Below are 16,464 nucleotides of genomic sequence, written 5' to 3'. Positions count from 1 at the left end.
AATACAAAAATATAACCCTCTGTAAATTACAGGGCATGGTGAGCGGCTTCGCTATGCCCAAAATCTGGAGAAAGCTCGCTATGGATATTCCCGTTAATGCAGCAAAACCGGGGCGTCGGCGTTATCTGACGCTGGTGATGATCTTTATTACGGTGGTCATTTGTTATGTCGACCGCGCTAACCTTGCCGTGGCTTCCGCCCATATTCAGGAAGAGTTCGGCATTACCAAAGCGGAAATGGGCTATGTATTTTCGGCCTTCGCCTGGCTATATACCTTATGCCAGATCCCCGGCGGTTGGTTTTTAGATCGCGTAGGTTCACGCGTGACTTATTTTATTGCGATATTTGGCTGGTCAGTGGCGACGTTATTCCAGGGCTTTGCCACGGGCTTAATGTCATTAATTGGTCTGCGCGCGATAACCGGTATTTTCGAAGCGCCCGCGTTCCCGACCAATAACCGAATGGTGACCAGCTGGTTCCCGGAACATGAACGCGCTTCTGCTGTGGGTTTTTATACGTCTGGTCAGTTTGTCGGTCTGGCGTTTCTGACTCCGCTGCTGATCTGGATTCAGGAAATGTTGAGCTGGCACTGGGTGTTCATTGTCACCGGCGGTATCGGCATTATCTGGTCGTTGATTTGGTTTAAGGTTTATCAGCTGCCGCGCCTGACCAAAGGCATTAGCAAAGCTGAATTGGATTACATTCGTGACGGCGGCGGTCTGGTGGATGGCGATGCGCCAGTGAAAAAAGAGGCGCGTCAGCCGCTAACCGCCAAAGACTGGAAACTGGTGTTCCATCGTAAACTGATCGGCGTCTATCTTGGGCAATTTGCGGTGGCTTCTACACTGTGGTTCTTCTTAACCTGGTTCCCGAACTATTTAACCCAGGAAAAAGGAATCACAGCGCTGAAAGCGGGCTTTATGACCACGGTGCCATTCCTTGCGGCGTTTGTTGGCGTCCTGCTCTCAGGCTGGGTCGCGGATCTGCTGGTACGTAAGGGCTTTTCACTGGGCTTTGCGCGTAAAACGCCGATTATCTGCGGTTTGCTGATCTCCACCTGCATTATGGGCGCTAACTACACCAACGATCCGATGATGATTATGTGCCTGATGGCGCTGGCATTCTTCGGCAACGGTTTTGCTTCGATTACCTGGTCGTTAGTCTCTTCTCTGGCACCGATGCGGCTGATTGGTTTAACCGGCGGCGTGTTTAACTTTGCCGGTGGTCTGGGCGGCATCACCGTTCCGCTGGTGGTGGGTTACCTGGCGCAGGGTTACGGTTTCGCACCTGCACTGGTTTATATCTCCGCCGTTGCGTTGATTGGCGCGCTCTCTTACATCCTGCTGGTGGGCGATGTGAAGCGCGTTGGATAATCTTTCAACTGTGGAATATGCGCCACACCACTGCGCATAATCCATTTTCTTAAAGCCGGTGCGGTCAGGCATCGGCTTTTTACTATTTTGCCGAAGAGTTTTAAACGCAGTTTGCGGGTGGCGCGCCAGTAAGCGGTATTGAGCTTCTCTGGCTGCTTCAGTAACACCGAACGCAGAATATCTGCGCTATCCAGCGCATAGCTAATCCCCTCCAGCGAGCTGGCGCTGATAAATCCCGCCGCTTCACCAATCAGAAAGGCATTGTCCTTACCGCAGACAAAATCCTGCCAGCGTGAGGGAAACAACACGGTACATTTCTCACTTTTCACCGCTTTGCCAAACTGGAACTGAAAGGCGTTCATTTTCTCTTTCAGCGCCGCGAAACGCGCCTGGCCGTCTTTCATTGGATAGGCACCGCCAAAGATAAAATAACCGTCTTTGCTGATACTCCATGAATAACAGTCAGTTATCGCATTATCAAAGATGCAGGAGTAGAACGGCACCGGATGTTTCTCTGCGAACCACTGCTGGATAGCAACATATTTACGAATCTGATGATCCGGGTAGAGATGTCGCCGCACCATCGAGTTTGCACCATCGGCACCGACCAGATAGCGGGCGGTAATGTGTTGCTCCCAGCCGTCTGCGCGAAAAATGACATGCCATTTATCATCCTCATGCCAGATTTTCCGGCACAGGCTGTCGTGGTAAACCTCAACGCTGGCGGGGATCAGCGATTTCATCCATAAGTCGAAAGCATGGCGATTAATATTGATATAGCTTCGCTGGTAGTTACGTGTAAGCGATGCGGCTACGTCGACGGTTTTGACGCTGAAAATCTGCGGATTGGCGATCACATCGACAGGAAGCGTCAGTCCATCGCGAATAAAAGATCGCTGAGCGTCCGGTGCCAGCAGACCGCCGCAAGGCTTGTTGAAACCTTCAGTACCGCACTGGTGCTTTTTATCCAGCGCGATCACCTGCATTTTGCCTGCTAACTTTCGCGCCAACGCCGACCCTGCCGGGCCGAGGCCAATAATCGCCACGTCGAAATGTTCCATCTTTTCACTCACATTCATCACGATGGCAAAAGACTATTGTCTGAAAGTGAAGTCCTTGTGAAGTATGATGGCGGGAACCGTTTTGTATCAGGACCGCGCCATGAAACAGATAACCTTTGCTCCCCGTAATCACCTGCTCACCAATACCAATACCTGGACGCCCGACAGCCAGTGGCTGGTATTTGACGTGCGTCCTTCTGGGGCGTCGTTTACCGGCGAAACTATTGAACGTGTGAATATTCATACCGGTGAGGTCGAGGTTATCTACCGTGCGTCACAGGGCGCACACGTCGGCGTGGTGACCGTTCATCCGAAGTCAGAGAAATATGTCTTTATTCACGGCCCTGAAAATCCTGATGAAACATGGCATTACGATTTCCATCATCGACGCGGAGTGATTGCTGAAAGCGGCAAGGTGAGCAATCTCGATGCAATGGATATTACCGCGCCGTATACGCCAGGAGCGCTGCGTGGCGGCAGCCATGTACATGTCTTTAGCCCGAACGGTGAAATGGTGAGCTTTACCTATAACGACCATGTAATGCATGAACGCGATCCGGCGCTGGATTTGCGCAACGTCGGTGTTGCGGTACCGTTTGGCCCGGTCAACGTACAAAAGCAGCATCCGCGTGAATACAGCGGCAGCCACTGGTGCGTGTTGGTGAGTAACACCACGCCCACGCCGCAGCCTGGCAGTGATGAAATCAATCGTGCTTATGAAGAAGGATGGGTAGGAAATCACGCGCTGGCGTTTATTGGCGACACACTTTCGCCAAAGGGCGAGAAAGTGCCGGAGCTGTTCATCGTTGAGTTACCGCAAGATGAAGCTGGCTGGAAAGCAGCAGGTGATGCGCCGTTAAGTGGAACGGAAACAACCCTGCCCGCGCCACCGCGTGGCGTCGTGCAGCGACGTTTAACCTTTACCCATCAGCGGGCTTATCCGGGGTTAGTCAACGTTCCGCGCCACTGGGTGCGCTGTAATCCGCAGGGTACGCAAATCGCGTTTTTAATGCGTGATGATAACGGCATTGTGCAATTGTGGCTTATCTCGCCACAGGGCGGCGAGCCGCGCCAGTTAACCCATAACAAAACGGATATTCAGTCTGCATTTAACTGGCATCCGTCAGGAGAATGGTTGGGCTTTGTGCTGGATAATCGAATTGCTTGCGCCCATGCGCAAAGCGGCGAGGTTGAGTATTTAACCGAAAACCACGCCAATCCACCTTCTGCGGACGCCGTGGTCTTCTCGCCGGATGGTCGATGGCTAGCGTGGATGGAAGGCGGCCAGCTGTGGATCACCGAAACTGATCGCTAAATCAGTTATCAGGCATTCTGGCCGGTGGAATAACCGCATTGGTGGCTTGCGCGTTGGCTTCGCTTTTTTCAACGCGTGAGCGCACCGAGCTGTCTTTGCGGAACACATCCCACGGCAGTAAAAGCGTGTCCATCACAGCGGTAAACGGCATATCGAGAATCGCCAGCGACTTAGTGCCCCAGTTGGTTTCATCGTCGCCAATCATGGTGGCGCTGGCGCGGGTGCCGGGATACGTTCCTTCTTTTCCCCCGGTATGGGACATCACGCTGGAGCATCCTCCGAGTAATGTCATTCCGCTGCATATCATGAACGCTAACAACACATTTCTTATCATAATAAATTCATCTGTTGATCGTGGGTGTTGGCCTGATGAGTTATAGCGATCCCTTGCTGAAAATAACATCATCATTACGTCGCACTGTGGCGGCTATCGCACTTTAACGTTTCGTGCTGCCCCCTCAGTCTATGCAATAGACCATAAACTGCAAAAAAAAGTCCGCTGATAAGGCTTGAAAAGTGCATTTCCAGACCCATTTTTACATCGTAGCCGATGAGGACGCGCCTGATGGGTGTTCTGGCTACCTGACCTGTCCATTGTGGAAGGTCTTACATTCTCGCTGATTTCAGGAGCTATTGATTATGCGTAACTTTGATTTATCCCCGCTTTACCGTTCTGCTATTGGATTTGACCGTTTGTTTAACCACTTAGAAAACAACCAGAGCCAGAGTAATGGCGGCTACCCTCCGTATAACGTTGAACTGGTAGACGAAAACCATTACCGCATTGCTATCGCAGTGGCTGGTTTTGCTGAGAGCGAACTGGAAATTACCGCCCAGGATAATCTGCTGGTGGTTAAAGGTGCTCATGCCGACGAACAAAAAGAGCGCACCTATCTGTACCAGGGCATCGCTGAACGCAACTTTGAACGTAAATTCCAGTTAGCTGAGAACATTCATGTTCGTGGCGCTAACCTGGTGAATGGTCTGCTGTATATCGATCTCGAACGCGTGATTCCGGAAGCGAAAAAACCGCGCCGTATCGAAATCAACTAATTCCCTAAGGCCGCCTGGCGCGGCCTGACATCTCCATGCTCGCCGTCAGGGAGCATATGCGAATCTTCGGATTTGCAGGTACTTACTCGCTTCTTAGAAGGAGAAATGACTATGCCTAATTACGATTTATCCCCGCTGCTGCGTCAATGGATCGGTTTCGATAAATTGGCGAATGCGTTACAGAATACCGGTGAAGGCCAGAAATTCCCGCCATATAACATCGAAAAGAGTGACGATAACCACTATCGCATTACCCTCGCGCTGGCAGGTTTTCGTCAGGAAGATCTGGATATTCAACTGGAAGATACACGCCTTACCGTGAAAGGTACGCCGCAGCAACCGGAGAAAGAGACAAAATGGCTGCATCAGGGGCTTGTGAACCAGCCCTTTAGCCTCAGCTTTACCCTTGCTGACAACATGGAAGTATCCGGTGCGACCTTTGTTAATGGCTTACTGCATATCGATTTAACTCGCAACGAGCCTGAAGTTATCGCACCACAACGTATCGCTATCAGCGAACGTCCCGCGTTAAATAGCTAATTAGCTATTCTCTTTGCCCCGACACCGTGTCGGGGCTTTTTTGTGCTTTACCCCCCATACTTATGCCTGGTACTCTGAGAAAATCCTTAAATACAGGTGTATTATTCTCAGGGAAATGAAGATGAGTGGCATAGCATTAACGGTCAGTGTTCTGGCGTTGGTGGCGGTCGTCGGATTGTGGATCGGCAATATCAAAGTAAGAGGTGTCGGTTTAGGTATTGGCGGCGTGCTATTTGGCGGCATCATTGTTGGTCACTTTGTCGAGCAAGCCGGAATAACATTAAGCAGTGATATGCTGCATTTTATTCAGGAATTTGGCCTGATCCTCTTCGTTTATACAATCGGCATTCAGGTGGGGCCTGGTTTTTTCGCCTCGCTACGCGTTTCTGGCTTACGACTTAATTTATTTGCCATTCTGATAGTTATTCTTGGCGGACTGGTTACTGCATTACTACACAAATTATTTGATATTCCACTGCCGGTGGTGCTGGGGATTTTTTCGGGAGCAGTCACCAACACGCCAGCACTGGGGGCAGGGCAGCAAATTCTGCGTGATTTAGGAATGCCGTTCGATCTGGTAGACCAAATGGGGATGAGCTATGCAATGGCGTATCCTTTTGGTATTTGCGGTATTTTGCTGACTATGTGGCTTATTCGCCTGTTTTTTCGTATCAATGTCGATAAAGAAGCAGAGCTGCATGAACAGTCGATGGCGAACGGTCATTCACTTATTAGTACTATCAATATTCGTGTCGAAAACCCGAATCTCAATAATCTGGCGATTCAGGATGTTCCCATTCTTAATAGCGACAAAATTATCTGCTCACGCCTGAAACGTGACGAATTACTGATGGTACCCTCACCGATCACCATAATTCAGCAGGGTGATTTACTGCATCTGGTTGGACAACCAGAAGATCTACACAATGCACAACTGGTCATAGGCCAGGAAGTCGATACGTCATTGTCTACGCGTGGCACCGATCTGCGTGTTGAACGGGTTGTAGTAACAAACGAGAAAGTACTGGGCAAGCGTATTCGCGATTTGCATTTTAAAGAGCGCTACGACGTAGTGATCTCTCGACTTAACCGGGCGGGTGTCGAGCTGGTTGCCAGCAGCGGGGCAAGTTTACAGTTTGGCGATATTCTCAATCTGGTGGGCCGTCCTTCTGCCATCGACGCAGTGGCGGATGTACTTGGCAATGCTCAACAAAAACTGCAACAAGTACAAATGCTGCCTGTTTTTATTGGTATCGGGCTTGGAGTCTTACTGGGATCAATCCCGTTGTTCGTACCGGGCTTTCCGGTGGCGTTAAAGCTGGGGCTGGCGGGTGGCCCTTTGATCATGGCACTGATTTTGGGGCGTATCGGCAGCATCGGCAAACTGTACTGGTTTATGCCGCCGAGCGCTAACCTGGCACTCCGCGAACTGGGTATTGTGCTCTTTCTTGCGGTCGTCGGCTTGAAATCCGGGGGCGATTTTATTGAAACATTGACTCAAGGCGATGGGTTGAGCTGGGTTGGGTACGGTATTTTTATCACCGCGATTCCTCTGATTACGGCGGGTGTACTGGCACGCGTTTTCGCCAAAATGAATTATTTGACTCTTTGTGGGATGCTGGCCGGGTCGATGACCGATCCACCGGCACTGGCATTTGCCAATAACTTACATGCAACCAGCGGTGCGGCGGCGCTCTCCTATGCTACCGTTTATCCGTTGGTGATGTTCTTGCGAATTATCACGCCACAGCTGCTGGCTGTTTTGTTCTGGGGAATGAGTTAAATCGTCATCGGGTGGATGCGCCGAATATGGTAATCCACCTGATATTCACTGGCGTTTCGATACATCACCGAATAGTTCAGGTACTCGCCACTATTGCTGTAACACAATGAAGTGATTCGCAATAACGGCGTTTGTGGCGGAACGTTCATCAGCAATGCCAACTGCTTATCAGCGAGCACGGGGGCCAGGCTTTCATAATTACCACCAATCAGGATCCCACATTCCTTTTCGATATAGTCGAATTTTGAACCTTCCAGATGGGCTAACGAAAGTTTTGGAAACAGTTTTACTGGCATGTAACTGTCTTCCAGCATCAGTAATTTGTTATCAACGAAGCGTACACGACGAGAATAGTAGATACGTTCATTTATTTGCAGGCGTAACTGGCTGGCAATTGAAGGTGGGGCAGGCATCACTTCAAAAGTGAGTACGTTACTGACTACATTCTTTCCCTGACGTTTCAAGATTTCCACTAATCCTGATAATTGCTCGCATTCATGGTGAATATCTTTCGCCACAATGAATGTGCCGCTGCCATGCCGACGTACCACCAGGCCCAAATCCACCAAAATATCAATCGCCTTGCGGATCGTCATACGCGAGACCTTATACTCTTGCGCTAACTTTTTTTCCCCTGGTAAGGGAGTATTAATTGCATAATCAGACCTGTTAACTCGCTGCCTGAGATGTTCAGCTATTGTTTTATAGATCATGAGTAGATCTCTTTTTTAAGAAAATTATTCTTGGATGTTATTATATTTTTAAATTGTTTTTTGTTAAAACAAAGAGTTGCTCATGATGTTATTTAATACGTAGAAAAATCTTATTATACAGATCTGCGAAACACCCAAAAAACAGACAACAATGACCGAATTTAAACCATGAATGTGATCACGATTTGAGTCTGTTGAACAATATGTTCTTTCCTCTCCTTCTTATTCTCTCTTTAGTTTGATATCAGCAGCTTAAATAGTGCTGAATTTTAAAATAGTCGTCAAATTAAGGAAGTGGAAATGCTCAGTCAAATACAACGCTTTGGCGGTGCGATGTTCACCCCAGTATTACTATTCCCTTTTGCAGGGATCGTCGTTGGCATCACGATTTTGCTACAAAATCCCTTGTTTGTAGGTGCCGCACTCACTGACCCTAACTCTCTGTTTGCTCAGATAATTCATATAATTGAAGATGGTGGCTGGACGGTATTTCGTAATATGGCACTCTTGTTTGCTATCGGCCTGCCAATTGGTCTGGCAAAACAAGCTCCTGGACGTGCCTGCCTTGCGGTATTAATCAGTTTCCTGACATGGAACTATTTTATTAATGCCATGGGTACGTTATGGGGAAGTACATATGGAGTGGATTTTTCTATTGATCCAACCCCTGGTAGTGGTTTGACTTTGATTGCGGGTATTAAAACTCTCGATACCAGTATTATTGGTGCCATTATAATTTCTGGCATCGTTACCAGTATTCATAACCATTTATATGAAAAGCCCTTACCGGTATGTCTGGGTATCTTTCAGGGCACATCTTTCGTAGTGATGGTTGCCTTCTTTGTTATGATTCCCTGTGCCTGGTTAACGCTGTGGGGATGGCCAAAAGTACAGATGGGCATTGAATCCATGCAGGCATTTTTACGTTCTGCAGGTGCTCTTGGTGTTTGGGTCTATACCTTTCTTGAACGCATTCTTATTCCTACCGGCTTGCATCACTTTATTTATGGTCCTTTTATTTTTGGCCCGGCAGCAGTTGAGGGGGGAATCCAGGTTTATTGGGCGCAGCATATGATGGAATTTAGTCAAAGTACTGCACCGCTCAAATCTCTGTTCCCGGAAGGCGGCTTTGCCCTGCACGGAAACTCAAAAATATTTGGCTCTGTTGGTATTGCACTGGCAATGTATGTAACGGCATCACCAGAAAATAAAGCCAAAGTCGCCGGGCTATTAGTTCCGGCAACATTAACAGCTATGTTAGTAGGGATTACTGAACCGCTGGAATTTACTTTCTTATTTATTTCTCCATTGCTTTTTGCTGTTCATGCATTGATGGCTGCCACTATGGCTACTGTGATGTATCTCTGTGGTGTGGTTGGAAATATGGGAGGAGGATTACTTGATCAGGTATTACCGCAAAACTGGATACCGATGTTCAGCAATCATGCCGGAATGATGTTTACCCAAATAGGTATTGGGTTGGTATTTACGCTGCTCTATTTTGTGGTTTTCCGTGCCCTTATTTTACATTTTAATCTTTTGACGCCAGGACGTGAAAATAGCGAAGTGAAACTGTATAGCAAGGCAGATTATAAGGCGGCACGCGGACAAACAACAGTTGCAGCTTCAGAAAGTAAACTTTCACAGGCCGCAGAAATTCTCAAAGCATTAGGCGGCGTAGCGAATATCGAAAGTATTAATAATTGCGCGACGCGTTTACGTATTGCACTCCACGATATGACGCAAACATTAAGTGACGATGTATTTAAAGCATCAGGCGCACATGGCGTTTATCGCAGTGGAAATGCGATTCAGGTCATTATTGGTCTGAATGTCCCACAGGTACGCGATCAGCTTGAATCATTGATGCAAAGTGAATCACCAACAACAGTAGGGGCTGTATAATGAAAAAGTTCTCAGTGGTTATCGCGGGCGGTGGTAGTACATTTACGCCGGGGATTGTATTGATGTTATTAGCAAACCGGCAACGCTTTCCGCTTCGTGCACTGAAATTCTATGATAATGATGCCGAGCGTCAGCAGGTAATTGCTGAGGCGTGCAAAATTATTCTTAAGGAACAAGCACCAGAGATCGAATTTAGTTATTCCACTGATCCACAAACCGCGTTTAGTGATGTTGATTTTGTCATGGCGCATATTCGCGTGGGCAAATATCCGATGCGCGAGAAAGACGAAAAGATTCCGTTGCGCCACGGTGTACTGGGGCAGGAAACTTGTGGGCCAGGTGGGATTGCATATGGTATGCGTTCAATTGGTGGAGTGCTGGAATTAGTCGATTATATGGAGAAATACTCTCCAGAAGCATGGATGCTCAACTACTCGAACCCGGCAGCTATTGTTGCAGAAGCTACACGTCGACTGCGTCCGCAGGCGAAAATCCTCAATATTTGCGACATGCCCATTGGCATTGAGGGGCGGATGGCGAAAATTGTTGGGCTGGAAGATCGCAAACAGATGCGCGTGCGTTATTACGGTTTGAATCATTTTGGTTGGTGGACTTCTATTGAAGATCTTCAGGGCAATGATTTGATGCCGAAATTACGCGAATATGTAGCGAAATATGGTTATGTTCCACCTTCTGCAGATAATCATACCGAAGCTAGCTGGAACGATACTTTTGCCAAAGCGAAAGATGTGCAGGCTCTTGATCCTGACACCATGCCGAACACCTACCTGAAATACTATCTGTTTCCTGACTATGTCGTTAAACACGCCAATCCTGACTATACCCGGGCCAATGAGGTAATGGATCACCGTGAAAAACAAGTGTTTAACTCTTGCCGTGCTATTACTGCGGCGGGTAACTCTTCTGCCGGTGAGCTGGAAATCGATGAGCATGCTTCGTATATCGTCGATCTGGCAACAGCCATCGCATTTAACACCCAGGAACGGATGTTATTGATTGTGCCTAACAACGGCGCGATCCATAACTTTGATGATGAAGCGATGGTGGAAATTCCTTGTCTGGTAGGACATAACGGACCAGAACCGCTAACTGTGGGTGACATTCCGCAGTTCCAGAAGGGGCTGATGAGTCAGCAGGTAGCAGTAGAAAAACTGGTGGTGGATGCCTGGGAGCAGCACTCATACCAGCGTCTGTGGCAAGCGATCACATTGTCAAAAACGGTTCCAAGTGCTTCCGTTGCCAAAGCGATTCTTGATGATTTAATTGAAGCGAACAAAGAGTACTGGCCAGAACTGCATTAAGCGGAATGACCGGCATCCTTTGGCTGCCGGTCAGTATATGTAAAAACAGCCGAAGCATATCCCTCTTACTCCCACACCCTGAATGATCTGATCGATAAATCCGAATAGTGATAATTACTCGCGGTGAACGGTATCACCGCCACAATGATGCCCCAGAGTGACATAACCTGATTGATAATCACTCTTCCCCAGCGGTATGCGACTATGACCCAGGTTAGCGATACAGGACATGAAAGCGGAGAAGAAAAAACAAAAATTCTGAGGCATTATTGTAATTCTCGCTTAAATTTTCAGCGGGGCATTTTTCACAGGAGAAAAAATGAAAATTTCCCGCCTCGGAGAAGCGCCGGATTACCGTTTCTCACTGGCAAATGAACGTACATTTCTCGCATGGATCCGCACTGCACTGGGCTTTCTGGCGGCAGGTGTAGGGCTTGATCAACTGGCGCCTGATTTTGCAACACCACTCATTCGGGAAGTGCTGGCCCTGCTACTGTGTCTCTTTTCTGGTGTACTGGCGATTTATGGCTATCTACGCTGGTTGAACAACGAAAAGGCGATGCGACTGAAAGAAGATTTACCCTATACCCGCGGCTTACTGGTAATTAGCCTGATTTTGCTGGTAGTCGCAGTTGTTGTTATTGGATTGGTTTTGTATGCCGGATAGTCGTAAAGCTCGTCGTATTGCCGATCCTGGCTTGCAGCCTGAACGTACATCACTGGCATGGTTTCGTACTTTGCTGGGTTACTGTGCGTTAATGGTGCTGGCGTTAAAGAATAACTGGCATCAGGCCGGAACGTTATTCTGGATTTCAATGGTCGTGCTGGCTATTGTGGCGCTCATTCTTTGGCGTTACACCCGCAAACGGAATTTGATGGATGTAGCGCATTACGATTTTTCTCAAAATCGCGCGGTACGTGACAAATTTTTGATCTCCCTCGCGGTGTTATCACTCGCAATACTGTTTTCTGTAATACATATTCGTCAACTTGTGGTATTTATCGAAAAACTCACATGACAGGACGTCAAAATGGAAAACCAAAAACAGTGGCATCCACTGGTTGTAGAGCGAGAACATGCCTGCCAACCAACCGCCTTTTACCAGCAGATTAAGCAACTTGAAACCCAAAACATTCAATTGATCCCGTTTGTGGCTTATGACGAAAACGGCAATATGACCGAAAATTCTGTCACGCCTCAGCTTTGGGGAAGTTTTTTAATTAGCGTGTTTAATATCTGGGTACGGGAAGATATCCACCGAATTTCTATTCAGCTTTTTGATACAACGCTTAAGCGCTGGTGTCAGCGTAAAAGTGATACCGAAAAGCAAAAATCCTCCAGACTTAATGCTTCCTGTCAGGCTTGTGATGTATTCCGTTTATGCGAAGATAATTGCCCTGTAACGAACGTTTGTGAAAAAAGCGCACTATGCGAAGGTTATAAAGCCTTTTTTGAACATAGCTCACCTTATATGCGAGTACTGCGGGACCTAATCAAGCAGCACCGCTCCCCATTGGAACTGATGGCGATGCTGCGTTGAAACGTTATTAACGGCCTTTAGCCAGATATTGATTCATCTCTTCTTCCGGCACCATTCCACCTCCCGTCGCCCACACCAGATGAGTGGCATTACGCAGTTGTTCGGCGCTGAAACCGTGTATCTGTTGGTAACTTACTGATGCGCACACGCGCTGAGGCCCGGCCATACCCGCCAGTGCTGAAGGTTCAAGACGAATCCCTTCTTCCTGCGCCAGCCAGCCAAGCATGTCATACATGGTTTGATCGCTAAGGGTATAGAAGCCATCCAGCAGACGCTCCATTGCCCGCCCGACAAAGCCTGATGCGCGACCAACTGCAAGGCCATCCGCGGCGGTAAGGTTGTCGATACCAATATCCTGAACAGAAATCTGATCGTGTAATCCAGTATGGACGCCTAACAGCATACAAGGGGAGTGCGTTGGTTCGGCAAAAAAGCAGTGAACATGATCGCCAAACGCCAGTTTAAGACCGAATGCGACGCCACCAGGACCACCGCCAACACCACACGGCAGATAGACAAACAGAGGGTTATCAGCATCGACGATACGACCTTGCTGAGCAAATTGCGCTTTTAGACGCTGGCCTGCGACGGAATACCCAAGGAACAACGTGCGGGAATTCTCGTCATCAATAAAGAAACAGTTCGGGTCAGACTGCGCTGCTTTACGTCCTTCCTCGACAGCAACACCATAATCTTGCTCATATTCCACGACCGTAACGCCATGGCTGCGCAGTTTCGCTTTTTTCCATGCCCGGGCATCAGCAGACATATGCACTGTCACCTTAAAGCCAATGCGGGCGCTCATAATACCGATTGATAACCCCAGATTTCCGGTTGAGCCCACAGCAATGCTGTATTGGCTAAAGAACTGTTTAAACTCCGGAGAAAGCAGTTTGCTGTAGTCATCTTCAAGCGTCAGCAATCCTGCTTCCAGAGCCAGTTTTTCTGCATGTGCCAGGACTTCATAAATCCCGCCGCGTGCTTTTATGGAGCCGGAAATAGGCAAATGGCTATCTTTTTTCAGTAACAGTTGCCCGCTGATCGGTTGCTGATATTCCTTTTCCAGCCGTTTTTGCATAGCCGGAATGGCAGCCAGTTCTGATTCAATAATCCCCCCAGAGGCAGCAGTTTCAGGAAATGCTTTTGCCAGATAGGGGGCAAAACGAGATAAGCGCGCATGGGCGTCCTGAACATCCTGTTCGGTCAGGCCAACATAAGGTAAACCTTCAGCCAATGAGGTCGTGCCAGGATTGAACCAGGTGGTTTCTTTAAGAGCAACCAGATCCTTTACCAACGGATACTGGGCGATGAGCGAGTTCATTTTAGCGTTTTCCATAGTACGTCTCTTTGCGCTTAGATGATAAATGACAGCAGGAATGTGCCCGCCAGAGCGACGACTGAAGCGATAAATGTCGCTGTCGTATAGTATTTAAATGTTTCATTGAGCGTAGCGCCGCAATATTGCTTCACCAGCCAGAAAAGCGAGTCCGTAACGATCGTGCAGCCAATCGCACCTGAACCGATAGCAATCGCAATAATTTCCGGGCTGATGTCGGGATATAGCGGCAGCATGGGTGCAACAATTGCCGTTGCCCCCATCATTGCCACGGTAGCGGAGCCCACCGCAGCATGCAGAATAAGTGCCACCAACCAGGCCAGAAGTATCGGGTGCATATGCATATTGGAGAGAATAACTGCCAGCGTATCAGCGAGACTGCTGCTTTTTAAAATGGCGTTGAATGCGCCTCCGGCCCCGATAATCAGCAAAATATTAGCAATAGAACCGAAACCATTTTCCGTATGTGTGAGCATCGTCCCCATGCTCATATGCTGACGTATACCCAACACATAATAGGCGACAAACACGGCGATAAACATGGCAGTGATAGGGTTGCCAATAAACTCAAGCAAGCTATACAAACCACTCTCACGCGCCATATTCAATTCGGCAATCGTTTTCACCAACATCAGCGCAATGGGCAGTAGTACGGTCAATAACGTTGCGCCTAATGACGGTAGTGTTTTTTCATCGCGAACTTGCAGATCGGCAAACTCTGTGGGTACAGGTTTAAAGGGCAGTCGTTGCCCCAGAAATTTAAGGAAAAGTGGGCCACCGATCAGTGATGCCATCAGCCCAACCAGCAAACCGTAGACGATCACCGAACCGATATCTGCGCCCAGCTTATTGGCAACATATAAAGCAGCCGGATGTGGAGGAACCACGCAGTGCACTGCCATCAATGCAGTACACAGCGGAATGGCCAGCTTTAACAATGAGGTATTGGTTTTTTTGGCAATTGAAAAAGCCAGAGGAATCAATAGCACGACGCCCACTTCAACAAACAGCGTGATGCCGCAAATCAGGCCAACCAGCACCATAATGACATCAGCTGAAAGCCAGCGGCAGCGCTGAAGTGTCAGACCAATTCTTTCTGCGGCACCGGATACTTCCATCATTTTTCCCAGTATCGTGCCAAGGCCGATAACCGCAGCAAGGAAACCCAGTGTTCCGCCAATTCCACTTTCAATAGCGTTTACCATATCCAGTGGCCCCATACCCATCATCGTTCCCACGAAGAAGCTGGCCAGCAACAGCGCCAGAAACGGGTGGAATTTGAACTTCACGATGGTCAGTACAATTAACACGATGCTGATAAGCAGCGTGCTCACAACCCAGATTTGAGAGTGCATATCTCACCTTCCCCTGTGATTAACCTGATGATATTGGACAAAAAAACAACGCAGGCTGACAAACGATAAAATTTGCCTTTCACATGAGCTAAATTGCAGCAATGGAGTGATTTACGTCTAAAAATGAAGGTAAATTGAGATATGGTTCACTTTAGCTCACCTTACAGCTGAAAATTTTGCCGCTATTTTTTTACACTTAAGAGAAAAATGAGGTGATTATGGAACCCCTTCGTGAAATAAGAAATCGACTGCTTAATGGCTGGCAACTATCAAAACTGCATACTTTTGAAGTGGCAGCCAGGCATCAGTCCTTCGCCCTGGCGGCAGAGGAATTGTCGCTGAGCCCTAGTGCGGTAAGTCACCGTATCAATCAGCTGGAAGAAGAATTGGGTATTCAGTTGTTTGTCCGTTCCCATCGCAAAGTGGAATTAACGCACGAGGGGAAACGCGTTTATTGGGCGCTAAAATCGTCGCTGGATACCCTGAACCAGGAAATTCTTGATATCAAAAATCAGGAATTATCGGGAACGTTAACTCTGTATTCCCGCCCCTCTATCGCTCAATGCTGGTTGGTGCCCGCATTAGGTGACTTTACACGCCGCTATCCGTCTATTTCGCTCATCGTGCTCACTGGTAATGACAATGTCAATTTGCAACGTGCCGGAATCGATTTGGCGATTTACTTTGATGACGCGCCGTCAGCGCAACTGACTCATCACTTTCTGATGGATGAAGAAATCCTGCCTGTATGTAGCCCGGAATACGCTCAAAGACATGCTTTAACCAACACGGTAATTAACCTGCGCCACTGTACGTTGCTCCATGACAGACAGGCATGGAGCAACGACTCCGGTACGGATGAATGGCATAGTTGGGCGCAACATTATGCAGTTAATTTGCCGACATCTTCTGGAATTGGCTTTGATCGTTCTGATTTAGCTGTTATCGCTGCGATGAATCATATTGGGATAGCGATGGGAAGAAAGCGCCTGGTACAAAAAAGGCTTGCCAGTGGTGAGCTCGTTGCACCGTTTGGCGATATGACGGTGAAATGCCATCAGCATTATTACATCACCACATTACCGGGCAGGCAGTGGCCAAAAATTGAGGCATTTATTACCTGGCTAAAAGAACAGGTAAGGTAGCCCGAAGGCCACCTTATAATGA

At 48.2% G+C, this 16,464-nt stretch carries 17 protein-coding genes and 1 other annotated feature; of the genes, 11 read left to right on the top strand and 6 right to left on the bottom strand.

Translation table 11 applies throughout. From position 1 onward, the window contains the following. Positions 1–35 precede the first annotated feature (35 nt). Positions 36–1,373: an MFS transporter gene (locus tag EFER_RS19925; protein ID WP_000253447.1), complete on the top strand. Its 1,338-nt coding sequence runs from the start codon at positions 36–38 to the stop codon at positions 1,371–1,373. On the opposite strand, the gene cbrA is transcribed toward EFER_RS19925, so the two are convergent. Further along, a complete protein-coding gene (gene cbrA, locus EFER_RS19920; protein ID WP_024256565.1) occupies positions 1,334–2,434 on the bottom strand; it encodes a colicin M resistance lipid reductase CbrA in 1,101 nt (366 codons plus the stop codon). The genes EFER_RS19925 and cbrA overlap by 40 nt on opposite strands. A gap of 100 nt (positions 2,435–2,534) precedes the next feature. Here cbrA and EFER_RS19915 point away from each other — a divergent pair, with 100 nt between their 5' ends. Continuing rightward, positions 2,535–3,749 (top strand): DUF3748 domain-containing protein, encoded by a 1,215-nt coding sequence (locus tag EFER_RS19915; protein ID WP_015953898.1) that lies wholly within the window; start codon positions 2,535–2,537, stop codon positions 3,747–3,749. 1 nt (position 3,750) lies between these two features. Here the strand turns inward: EFER_RS19915 and EFER_RS19910 are convergent, their stop codons facing one another. Beyond that, the gene (locus EFER_RS19910; RefSeq protein WP_000620888.1) at positions 3,751–4,083 is read right to left on the bottom strand and encodes a YceK/YidQ family lipoprotein; all 333 of its coding nucleotides are present in this window, start codon (positions 4,081–4,083) and stop codon (positions 3,751–3,753) included. A gap of 239 nt (positions 4,084–4,322) precedes the next feature. Further along, positions 4,323–4,395, top strand: a sequence feature (ROSE (Repression Of Heat Shock gene Expression) occurs in the 5'-region of heat shock genes and acts as an RNA thermometer to modulate expression.). Here EFER_RS19910 and ibpA point away from each other — a divergent pair. The 3 genes from ibpA (at position 4,389) to EFER_RS19895 (ending at position 7,125) form a co-directional block, all read left to right on the top strand. Then, on the top strand, positions 4,389–4,802 hold the full coding sequence (ibpA, locus tag EFER_RS19905) for a small heat shock chaperone IbpA (RefSeq protein WP_001243437.1): 414 nt from the start codon (positions 4,389–4,391) through the stop codon (positions 4,800–4,802). It overlaps the preceding feature by 7 nt. Positions 4,803–4,913: 111 nt before the next feature. Continuing rightward, a complete protein-coding gene (gene ibpB / locus EFER_RS19900; protein ID WP_001134429.1) occupies positions 4,914–5,342 on the top strand; it encodes a small heat shock chaperone IbpB in 429 nt (142 codons plus the stop codon). A 121-nt stretch (positions 5,343–5,463) separates the two neighbouring features. Then, positions 5,464–7,125, top strand: coding sequence for a putative transporter (locus EFER_RS19895; RefSeq protein ID WP_000014149.1), 1,662 nt, complete (start codon positions 5,464–5,466; stop codon positions 7,123–7,125). On the opposite strand, the gene EFER_RS19890 is transcribed toward EFER_RS19895, so the two are convergent. Then, positions 7,122–7,838 (bottom strand): GntR family transcriptional regulator, encoded by a 717-nt coding sequence (locus EFER_RS19890; protein ID WP_015953895.1) that lies wholly within the window; start codon positions 7,836–7,838, stop codon positions 7,122–7,124. The two genes, EFER_RS19895 and EFER_RS19890, sit on opposite strands and share 4 nt — an antisense overlap. A gap of 300 nt (positions 7,839–8,138) precedes the next feature. Here EFER_RS19890 and EFER_RS19885 point away from each other — a divergent pair, with 300 nt between their 5' ends. Both EFER_RS19885 and EFER_RS19880 read left to right on the top strand, forming a co-directional pair. Further along, entirely contained in the window at positions 8,139–9,743 is a 1,605-nt protein-coding gene (locus EFER_RS19885; protein WP_000951100.1) for an alpha-glucoside-specific PTS transporter subunit IIBC, read from the top strand. Next, entirely contained in the window at positions 9,743–11,065 is a 1,323-nt protein-coding gene (locus EFER_RS19880) for a 6-phospho-alpha-glucosidase (RefSeq protein ID WP_000714745.1), read from the top strand. The genes EFER_RS19885 and EFER_RS19880 overlap by 1 nt, the downstream gene beginning before the upstream one ends. A gap of 114 nt (positions 11,066–11,179) precedes the next feature. Here EFER_RS19880 and EFER_RS24485 read toward each other — a convergent pair whose 3' ends face one another. Continuing rightward, positions 11,180–11,332 (bottom strand): hypothetical protein, encoded by a 153-nt coding sequence (locus EFER_RS24485; RefSeq protein ID WP_157877623.1) that lies wholly within the window; start codon positions 11,330–11,332, stop codon positions 11,180–11,182. A 52-nt stretch (positions 11,333–11,384) separates the two neighbouring features. Here EFER_RS24485 and EFER_RS19875 point away from each other — a divergent pair, with 52 nt between their 5' ends. From EFER_RS19875 to EFER_RS19865, 3 genes are read left to right on the top strand one after another with little or no spacing between them, the layout of a single operon-like run. Continuing rightward, positions 11,385–11,732, top strand: coding sequence for a YidH family protein (locus tag EFER_RS19875; protein ID WP_000703953.1), 348 nt, complete (start codon positions 11,385–11,387; stop codon positions 11,730–11,732). Further along, positions 11,722–12,084 carry a DUF202 domain-containing protein gene (locus EFER_RS19870; RefSeq protein WP_001113423.1) on the top strand — a complete coding sequence of 121 codons (363 nt, stop codon included), beginning with the start codon at positions 11,722–11,724 and terminating at the stop codon, positions 12,082–12,084. Before EFER_RS19875 ends, EFER_RS19870 begins: the two co-directional genes overlap by 11 nt. Before the next feature lie 12 nt (positions 12,085–12,096). Beyond that, positions 12,097–12,606 carry a radical SAM protein gene (locus EFER_RS19865; RefSeq protein ID WP_000431308.1) on the top strand — a complete coding sequence of 170 codons (510 nt, stop codon included), beginning with the start codon at positions 12,097–12,099 and terminating at the stop codon, positions 12,604–12,606. Between the two features lie 7 nt (positions 12,607–12,613). On the opposite strand, the gene dsdA is transcribed toward EFER_RS19865, so the two are convergent. Together dsdA and dsdX are read right to left on the bottom strand one after the other, a co-directional pair. Beyond that, positions 12,614–13,942: a D-serine ammonia-lyase gene (gene dsdA / locus EFER_RS19860; RefSeq protein WP_000426409.1), complete on the bottom strand. Its 1,329-nt coding sequence runs from the start codon at positions 13,940–13,942 to the stop codon at positions 12,614–12,616. Between the two features lie 17 nt (positions 13,943–13,959). Next, positions 13,960–15,297, bottom strand: a complete 1,338-nt coding sequence (dsdX, locus tag EFER_RS19855) for a D-serine transporter DsdX (RefSeq protein ID WP_000556044.1) — start codon at positions 15,295–15,297, stop codon at positions 13,960–13,962. Positions 15,298–15,515: 218 nt separating this feature from the next. Between dsdX and dsdC the strand changes: the two genes are divergently transcribed. Beyond that, the gene (gene dsdC, locus EFER_RS19850; protein WP_024256564.1) at positions 15,516–16,442 is read left to right on the top strand and encodes a DNA-binding transcriptional regulator DsdC; all 927 of its coding nucleotides are present in this window, start codon (positions 15,516–15,518) and stop codon (positions 16,440–16,442) included. The last annotated feature ends 22 nt before the right edge of the window (positions 16,443–16,464 follow it).

This window comes from Escherichia fergusonii ATCC 35469 (assembly GCF_000026225.1).
Taxonomy (GTDB): domain Bacteria; phylum Pseudomonadota; class Gammaproteobacteria; order Enterobacterales; family Enterobacteriaceae; genus Escherichia; species Escherichia fergusonii.
The sequence above is the reverse complement of the archived record's forward strand: the minus strand, read 5'-3'. Positions and strand labels throughout refer to the sequence as shown.

Excerpts from the sequence above, each read along its gene's own strand:
- EFER_RS19925 (WP_000253447.1), top strand. The coding sequence starts at position 36 with ATGGTGAGCGGCTTCGCTATGCCCAAAATCTGGAGAAAGCTCGCTATG.
- cbrA (WP_024256565.1), bottom strand. The coding sequence starts at position 2,434 with ATGGAACATTTCGACGTGGCGATTATTGGCCTCGGCCCGGCAGGGTCG.
- EFER_RS19915 (WP_015953898.1), top strand. The coding sequence starts at position 2,535 with ATGAAACAGATAACCTTTGCTCCCCGTAATCACCTGCTCACCAATACC.
- EFER_RS19910 (WP_000620888.1), bottom strand. The coding sequence starts at position 4,083 with ATGATAAGAAATGTGTTGTTAGCGTTCATGATATGCAGCGGAATGACA.
- ibpA (WP_001243437.1), top strand. The coding sequence starts at position 4,389 with ATGCGTAACTTTGATTTATCCCCGCTTTACCGTTCTGCTATTGGATTT.
- ibpB (WP_001134429.1), top strand. The coding sequence starts at position 4,914 with ATGCCTAATTACGATTTATCCCCGCTGCTGCGTCAATGGATCGGTTTC.
- EFER_RS19895 (WP_000014149.1), top strand. The coding sequence starts at position 5,464 with ATGAGTGGCATAGCATTAACGGTCAGTGTTCTGGCGTTGGTGGCGGTC.
- EFER_RS19890 (WP_015953895.1), bottom strand. The coding sequence starts at position 7,838 with ATGATCTATAAAACAATAGCTGAACATCTCAGGCAGCGAGTTAACAGG.
- EFER_RS19885 (WP_000951100.1), top strand. The coding sequence starts at position 8,139 with ATGCTCAGTCAAATACAACGCTTTGGCGGTGCGATGTTCACCCCAGTA.
- EFER_RS19880 (WP_000714745.1), top strand. The coding sequence starts at position 9,743 with ATGAAAAAGTTCTCAGTGGTTATCGCGGGCGGTGGTAGTACATTTACG.
- EFER_RS24485 (WP_157877623.1), bottom strand. The coding sequence starts at position 11,332 with ATGCCTCAGAATTTTTGTTTTTTCTTCTCCGCTTTCATGTCCTGTATC.
- EFER_RS19875 (WP_000703953.1), top strand. The coding sequence starts at position 11,385 with ATGAAAATTTCCCGCCTCGGAGAAGCGCCGGATTACCGTTTCTCACTG.
- EFER_RS19870 (WP_001113423.1), top strand. The coding sequence starts at position 11,722 with ATGCCGGATAGTCGTAAAGCTCGTCGTATTGCCGATCCTGGCTTGCAG.
- EFER_RS19865 (WP_000431308.1), top strand. The coding sequence starts at position 12,097 with ATGGAAAACCAAAAACAGTGGCATCCACTGGTTGTAGAGCGAGAACAT.
- dsdA (WP_000426409.1), bottom strand. The coding sequence starts at position 13,942 with ATGGAAAACGCTAAAATGAACTCGCTCATCGCCCAGTATCCGTTGGTA.
- dsdX (WP_000556044.1), bottom strand. The coding sequence starts at position 15,297 with ATGCACTCTCAAATCTGGGTTGTGAGCACGCTGCTTATCAGCATCGTG.
- dsdC (WP_024256564.1), top strand. The coding sequence starts at position 15,516 with ATGGAACCCCTTCGTGAAATAAGAAATCGACTGCTTAATGGCTGGCAA.